Here is a 6,595-nt window from a genome sequence, read left to right as displayed (position 1 = left end):
CAGACGTACCGAACAGATCCACCCGTTGCCGAACGGATGTGGTGCTCTCAGCCGCGCAGGGGCGCCATCCAGGCCTCGACGTCCTCGGGACGACGGGGGAGCGCCGCGGAGAGGTTCTCGTTGCCGTCAGCGGTGACGAGGACGTCGTCCTCGATGCGCACGCCGATGCCGCGGTACTCCTCGGGCACGGCGAGGTCGTCGGCCTTGAAGTACAGGCCGGGCTCGATGGTGAACACCATGCCGGGCTCGAGCACGCCGTCCAGGTACAGCTCGCGGCGCGCCTGGGCGCAGTCGTGCACGTCGAGCCCGAGGTGGTGGCTGGTGCCGTGCACCATCCAGCGGCGGTGCTGCTGGCCCTCGGTGGAGAGCGACACCTCCGCGGTCACGCCGTCGGGCAGCAGGCCCCACTCCTCCAGACGGGCGGCGATGACCTCCATCGCGGCGGCGTGGATGTCGCGGAACTTCGTCCCGGGCTTCGCGACGGCGAACGCGGCGTCGGCGGCGTCGAGCACGGCGGTGTAGATGCGGCGCTGAACCTCGGTGAACTCGCCGTCCACGGGCAGCGTGCGCGTGATGTCCGCGGTGTAGAGCGAGTCGACCTCCACGCCGGCGTCCAGCAGCACGAGCTCACCCGGGCGGACCACACCGTCGTTGGTGATCCAGTGCAGCGTGGTGGCGTGCTCACCGGCGGCGGCGATCGTCTCGTACCCCACGGTGTTGCCCTCGAGGCGGGCGTGCGCGTCGAAGGTCGTCTCGATGACGCGCTCGCCGCGGCGGTGCGCCACGGCCTTCTCCAGGGCCGGCACGACCTGCTCGAAGCCCTCGATCGTGCGGGCCACGGCCTCGCGCAGGTGCTCCAGCTCGAGCGCGTCCTTGACGAGACGCAGCTCGGAGGTGGCCTCGACCAGGGACTCGTCCTCGGACTGCGCCTCGACGCCGGCCTCCTCGCGGATGGCCTCGACGAGCGTCTCCACCGCCTCGTCGGAGCCGGTCACGACGAGCAGCCGCACGCCGTCCGCGCCCACGTCCTTGGCGAGCGCGTCGCGCAGCTCGTCGACGTGGCGGGCCTCGACGCCGGTGAGGGTGGTGACGTCGTCGAGCGACGGCCGGGCACCGACCCAGAACTCGCCGTACCGCGAGTCCGCGTAGAACTCCTCGGTGTCGCGCGCGGCCAGCGGCCGCACGTACAGCACGGCGTGGTGGTGGCTACCGTTGCCGCTGCCGTCAGGGTCGCCCTCGGCGTCGGCGACCGGGTGCAGCACGAGCACGGCGTCGGGCTCCTGGTCGGTGCCGAGGCCGGTGAGGTGCGCGAACGCCGAGTGCGGCCGGAACCGGTAGTCGGTGTCGTTGGAGCGGACCTTGAGCGGGCCGGCGGGGATCACGAGGCGCGCGCCCGGGAACAGGGCGGACAGCCGCGCCCGGCGCTCGGCCGTGTACGGCACCGCCTCGGCGGGCTCGACGGCGAGGTCGGCGCGGTCGCCCCACTGCGAGGTGATGAACGACTTGAACGCCTCCGAGACGGGGCGCTGGGATCGGTTGCTTCCGCGGTCCTCGGTGCCGGGCGTGGCGCCGGGCGCGGACTCGTCGACGGGGGTGGTGTCGGTCATGGTCCCAGTGTCCCACCCGTCGGCGGCGTCCCGGGAGCGTGTCAGGCGCGGGCGAAGTCGTGCAGCGCGCGGGTGAGGACACGGTTGAAGGCGTCCGGGGCGTCGGAGTTCACGTCGTGACCGGCGTCGGGCACGACGACGAGCGCACCACGGTCCGCGGCGGCCACGTGACGGGACTCCTCGAGCCGCATCCGGTCGCGGGCGCCGTTGACGAACCAGACGGGGACGCGCAGCGCGCGCGTGCTGGCCACGGAGGAGCGGCCGGCGAGGTGCGTGAGCGCGTCGGTGACGATGTCCCACCCGGGGCGCGGGACGCCGCCCGCGTCGCCCAGCAGCGCGGCCACCTCCAGGCCGCCCGGGCGGGACGCGCTCCCGGTGAGGGCGGAGCGCCACGCGAGGGAGGCGTCGCGCAGGCCGCGGCGCACCGCCGTCGTGCCGGTGACGGCGAGGTGCGCGACGTCGCGGAACAGCGCGACGGGCTTGCCCTTCGGGTCGGACGTGCAGCCGGCAGCCACCACTCCGGCCAGCGGCGGGGCGTCGGCGGTGGTGGCGTGGTGCGCCGCCCACGCGAGCGACGTGTAGCCGCCGAGGGACAGCCCCACCACGACGACAGGGGTCCCAGCAGGGAAGGACCCGGCGGCCTCGTCGAGCACCTCGAACGCGCGCGGCATGGAGAACCGTTCGCCGTGCCGTGCGCCGTGCGCGGGCAGGTCGACGGCGACCGCGTCGTGCCCGGCGTCGCGGACGTGCCCGACCTGGCGCTCCCAGATCGCCGACGACGTGCGCATGCCGTGCACGAACACGATCCCGGCGGCGCCGTGGGCGCGCCCGGACGGGGCGGGAGCAGCGGTGGCGGCGGTGGCGGCGGTGGCGCTGAGAAGATCCATCCTCACGATAGTCCCGCGTCGGTACGCGCGTGGCGGGGGCTCCAGCGGCGGGCACGGTGGAGAGGTTGTGTCGTCGCCTTCACGGTGTGGTGGGCGCCGCGGAGGCCGCGGGCCGGGTGGCGGGCGGCCGGGAGTGGCCGACGTCGCACCGCCGCGGGCCCCGGATCGTGCGTGCCGGTGCGCCCCGCTCCTTAGAATCGATGATCGTGACGCCGCCCCGGATCGACCTCCACACGCACTCGCGGGCCTCCGACGGGACGGACTCCCCGCACGGGGTGCTCGTGGCGGCCGGCGCGGCAGGCCTGGACGTCGTGGCGCTCACCGACCACGACACCACCGCCGGCTGGGCGGAGGCGGCGGACGCGGTCGCCGTGACGGGCGTGGCGCTGGTGCGGGGCACGGAGATCTCGACGCGGGTGCGGACGGAGGGCGGCAGCATCAGCGTGCACCTGCTGTCCTACCTGCACGACCCCGGTGACACGGCGCTGCGCGCCGAGTGCGACCGCACGCGCACCGACCGCCTCACCCGCGCCCGTCGGATGACGGCGCTGCTCGCCGAGGACTTCCCGGTGACGTGGGACGACGTCGTCGCGCAGACGGGCGACGACGCCACGGTGGGCCGCCCGCACCTCGCCGACGCGCTGGTGGCCGCCGGCGTCGTCGCGTCCCGCGACGAGGCCTTCGCGACCATGCTGCACCCGGGCGCCCGCTATTACGTGCCGCACTACGCCCCGGACACCGACGTGGCCGTGCGCACCGTGCTCGGCGCGGGCGGGGTGCCCGTCATGGCGCACCCGGGTGCGGGGGCGCGAGGTCGCACGGTGAGCGACGAGACCGTCGCCGCGCTCGCCGCCGTCGGGCTGGCCGGGCTCGAGGTGGACCACCGGGACCACGACGACGCCGCCCGGCGGCGCCTGCGCGCGCTGGCCGCCGACCTCGGGCTCCTGGTCACCGGGTCCAGCGACTACCACGGCACCGGCAAGCGCAACCGCATCGGGGAGCACACCACCGCTCCCGAGGTGCTCGCACAGATCGAGGAAAGAGGTCGGCTGGACGTGATCCGCCCGTGAGCCACGTGCTGGACACCGCGCTGTTCACCGAGGTGTTCGTCACCCTGTTCGTGATCATGGACCCGCCCGGCACCGTCCCGGTGTTCCTGGGTCTGACGTCCGCGATGGGGGCGAAGCAGCGCAACCATGCGGCCCGCCAGGCGATCCTCGTCGCCTTCGGCGTCATCGTCGTCTTCGCCGTCTTCGGCCAGCAGGTGCTGCACTACATGGGCATCTCGTTGCCCGCGCTGCAGGCGTCGGGCGGCCTGCTGCTGCTGTTCGTCGCGATGGAGCTGCTGACCGGCAAGATGGAGGAGCCCGCGCCGTCCGGGAACAAGGGCGTGAACGTCGCGATGGTGCCCCTGGGCACGCCGCTGCTGGCCGGGCCGGGCGCGATCGTCGCGACGATGGTGTTCGTCCAGCAGACCCGGGTCTCGGACGAGGGCGGTGCGCCGCAGCTCGTCGGCATCGCGGCGGCGATCGTGCTGGTGCACGTGTGCCTGTACCTGTCGATGCGGTTCGCGAACGTCATCCAGCGGGTGCTCAAGGACTCCGGCGTCACGCTCGTGTCGCGGATCGCGGGGCTGCTCCTGGCGGCGATCGCCGTGCAGCAGATCGCCACGGCGGTCACCGAGTTCGTCCGCATGGCCCAGGCGTAGGACAGGCGTAGGACAGGCGTAGGACAGGCGTAGGACAGGCGTAGGACGCTCCGGCGGCAGCCCCGGTCACCGCCCGCGCCAAACATGGGCTGTTAGGCTCTTTTGGTGCGTCCGACCGAGGCTTCGCCCATCACCCCGCCCCGCAAGGTGTCCGAGCTCGTCGTCGAGCACCTGACCGGTCTCGTCGAGCGCGGCGAGTGGCCGGTCGGGACGCGCATCCCCGCAGAGCCGGAGCTGGTCGCCCGCCTCGGCGTCGGGCGCAACACCGTCCGGGAGGCCGTCCGGGCCCTGGAGCACGCGGGCATCCTCGAGCCGCGCCGCGGTGACGGCACCTACGTCCGCGCCGCCAGCGGCCTCGACGCGGCGATCGGTCGCCGGGCGCGCACCACGGACGCCCTGCAGGTGCTCGAGGTGCGCTCCGTCCTGGAGCGCGGGGCGGCCCGGATCGCGGCGTCCCGGCACGACGACGACGCTCTCGCCGCGCTCCGCGGCGCGCTGGCCGCGCAGGAGGACGCCGCCCGCGCCGGCGACGAGCAGGAGTTCCGGGATGCCGACGTCGCGTTCCACGCCGAGCTCGTGCGGGCTGCGGGGAACGACCTGCTCGCCGAGCTCTACGACGGGATCGACCACGTGCTGGTCCGCACCCTCGCCACCGACGCGCACGGCCGCCCTCACCGGGACGTGCCGGGGCACCGCGAGGTCGTCGAGGCGGTCGCCGCCGGGGACGTCGACGCCGCGGAGCGCGCGGTCGCGACGACGATGGCCGCCGTCCGCGCGCATCTCGTCGACGCGCCGACGGCGGGAGAGGACGCGTGAGCCTCCGTCGCCCGCTCGGGGCGGGCGCCGTCCTCGCCATCGTCCTCGCCGCGCTCAACCTGCGGCCCGGCGTCGTCGCCGTCTCGCCCCTGCTGGGCGAGATCCTGGCCGAGGAGGGCCTCAGCTCCACCGCCGGCGGCGTCCTCACGACCCTGCCCGTGCTGTGCTTCGGCCTCCTCGCCCCGGTGGCGCCGGGGCTCGCTCGCCGCGTGGGGCTGGAGCGTGCCCTGTTCGGCAGCCTCCTGCTGCTGTGCGCCGGCTTCGCGCTGCGGCTCGTGCCCGGTCTCGCGCCCCTGCTGCTCGGCACCCTCGCCGTGGGGTGCGCCATCGGGCTCGGCAACGTGCTCCTCCCGGCGCTGATCAAGCGCGACTTCGCGGACCGCGTCGGGCTCATGACCGGCCTGTACTCCATGGCCCTGTCGGGCGGGGCGGCGCTCGCGGCGGGTCTCACGGTGCCGCTCGCCACGGCGACGGGCATGGACTGGCGCGCCACGCTGGCGTCCTGGGGGCTGCTGGCGGCGTGCGGCGCCGCGGTGTGGGCGCCCCGCGCGCTGCGCGCCGGGAACCGCGCGCCTGTCCCGCTGCGCCCGGCCGGAGCCACCGCCGCGGACGCCGCGCGGTCCGTCTGGCGCAGCCCGCTGGCCTGGGCGGTCACCGTCCTCATGGGCACGCAGTCGCTGTCGTTCTACGCGGTGAACGCCTGGCTGCCGGAGATCTTCGTGGCCTCGGGCCGGAGCGTCGCCGTGGGCGGCTGGCTCCTGGCCCTGACCAACCTGCTCGGCATCGTCGGATCGTTCGTCGCGCCGGTGCTCGCTGGGCGGATGCGTCGGCAGCGCGCGATCGGCGTCGTCATCGTCGCCCTTATCGCCGCAGGCCTGCTGGGCCTGCTCCTCGCGCCGGACGTCGCGGTGCTGTGGGTGGTGCTGCTCGGCCTCGGGCAGGGTGGCGGCATCGCGCTGGCGCTCACCCTCATGGCGCTGCGGACCGAGGACGCCGCGCGCACGTCGGAGCTGTCGGGCATGGCGCAGAGCGCGGGCTACCTGCTCGCGGCGTGCGGGCCGCTCGGGCTCGGCGTCGCCCACGACATGACGGGCTCGTGGACTCTGCCGCTGGTGCTGCTCCTCGCCGCCGCCCTCGTGCAGGGTGTGGCGGCCTGGCTGGCGGGGCGGGACGAGATCGTCCGCTGACCCGGGCTCAGAGGCCGACCGGCTCCAGGGTGACGCGGACGGTCGCGCCGGGCTCGATGCCCTCGGCCTGCCGCACCGCCTTCTTCAGCGGCAGCACGTAGCCCTTCTGCTCGTCGCTGGGGAAGACGGACGTCGACCATGTCGTGGCGCCGATCGTGACGTTGACCTTGATCGACCCGAAGCCTCGCGGCGGCAGCGGCAGCTCGGCGAGCGTGTCCGACTCGTCCGGCGGCACGGTGACGAACCACCAGGAGTCCGTCCGCACCTGCCACTGCCACAGCGGTGCCGAGAACGTGAGGCGCATGACCCGCAGGCTACGGCGTCCCCCGGACATGCAACGAGCGTGCTGACCTGCTCCTCGAACGAGGTTCTTGAGGAGCAGGTCAGCAC

General features: G+C 74.5%; 7 protein-coding genes. 4 read left to right on the top strand and 3 right to left on the bottom strand.

All coding sequences use genetic code 11. The features are described from left to right. Positions 1-47 precede the first annotated feature (47 nt). Both ACFT55_RS18380 and ACFT55_RS18375 read right to left on the bottom strand, forming a co-directional pair. Positions 48-1,607 (bottom strand): aminopeptidase P family protein, encoded by a 1,560-nt coding sequence (locus tag ACFT55_RS18380; RefSeq protein WP_380245286.1) that lies wholly within the window; start codon positions 1,605-1,607, stop codon positions 48-50. 41 nt (positions 1,608-1,648) lie between these two features. Next, positions 1,649-2,494, bottom strand: a complete 846-nt coding sequence (locus ACFT55_RS18375; RefSeq protein ID WP_380245285.1) for an alpha/beta fold hydrolase — start codon at positions 2,492-2,494, stop codon at positions 1,649-1,651. A 200-nt stretch (positions 2,495-2,694) separates the two neighbouring features. On the opposite strand from ACFT55_RS18375, the gene ACFT55_RS18370 reads away from it, so the two are divergent. The 4 genes from ACFT55_RS18370 to ACFT55_RS18355 all read left to right on the top strand — a co-directional run bounded on the left by ACFT55_RS18370 (position 2,695) and on the right by ACFT55_RS18355 (position 6,205). Beyond that, positions 2,695-3,564, top strand: coding sequence for a PHP domain-containing protein (locus tag ACFT55_RS18370; RefSeq protein ID WP_380245287.1), 870 nt, complete (start codon positions 2,695-2,697; stop codon positions 3,562-3,564). Continuing rightward, positions 3,561-4,202: a MarC family protein gene (locus tag ACFT55_RS18365; protein WP_380245284.1), complete on the top strand. Its 642-nt coding sequence runs from the start codon at positions 3,561-3,563 to the stop codon at positions 4,200-4,202. The genes ACFT55_RS18370 and ACFT55_RS18365 overlap by 4 nt, the downstream gene beginning before the upstream one ends. Positions 4,203-4,307: 105 nt before the next feature. Beyond that, positions 4,308-5,018 (top strand): FadR/GntR family transcriptional regulator, encoded by a 711-nt coding sequence (locus ACFT55_RS18360; protein WP_380245283.1) that lies wholly within the window; start codon positions 4,308-4,310, stop codon positions 5,016-5,018. Then, the gene (locus ACFT55_RS18355; RefSeq protein WP_380245282.1) at positions 5,015-6,205 is read left to right on the top strand and encodes a CynX/NimT family MFS transporter; all 1,191 of its coding nucleotides are present in this window, start codon (positions 5,015-5,017) and stop codon (positions 6,203-6,205) included. Before ACFT55_RS18360 ends, ACFT55_RS18355 begins: the two co-directional genes overlap by 4 nt. Before the next feature lie 7 nt (positions 6,206-6,212). On the opposite strand, the gene ACFT55_RS18350 is transcribed toward ACFT55_RS18355, so the two are convergent. Continuing rightward, complete coding sequence (locus tag ACFT55_RS18350; protein WP_380245281.1) at positions 6,213-6,509, bottom strand: DUF1905 domain-containing protein; 297 nt, start codon at positions 6,507-6,509, stop codon at positions 6,213-6,215. Positions 6,510-6,595 lie beyond the last annotated feature (86 nt).

Source organism: Isoptericola sp. NPDC057191, from assembly GCF_042670225.1.
In the GTDB taxonomy this organism is placed as follows: Bacteria; Actinomycetota; Actinomycetes; order Actinomycetales; family Cellulomonadaceae; genus Isoptericola.
Note: the sequence above shows the minus strand (reverse complement) of the source record. Positions and strands in the feature narration are given on the sequence as shown.

Coding starts and splice junctions, on each gene's coding strand:
- ACFT55_RS18350 (WP_380245281.1), bottom strand. CDS start 6,509: ATGCGCCTCACGTTCTCGGCACCGCTGTGGCAGTGGCAGGTGCGGACG.
- ACFT55_RS18375 (WP_380245285.1), bottom strand. CDS start 2,494: ATGGATCTTCTCAGCGCCACCGCCGCCACCGCCGCCACCGCTGCTCCC.
- ACFT55_RS18370 (WP_380245287.1), top strand. CDS start 2,695: ATGATCGTGACGCCGCCCCGGATCGACCTCCACACGCACTCGCGGGCC.
- ACFT55_RS18380 (WP_380245286.1), bottom strand. CDS start 1,607: ATGACCGACACCACCCCCGTCGACGAGTCCGCGCCCGGCGCCACGCCC.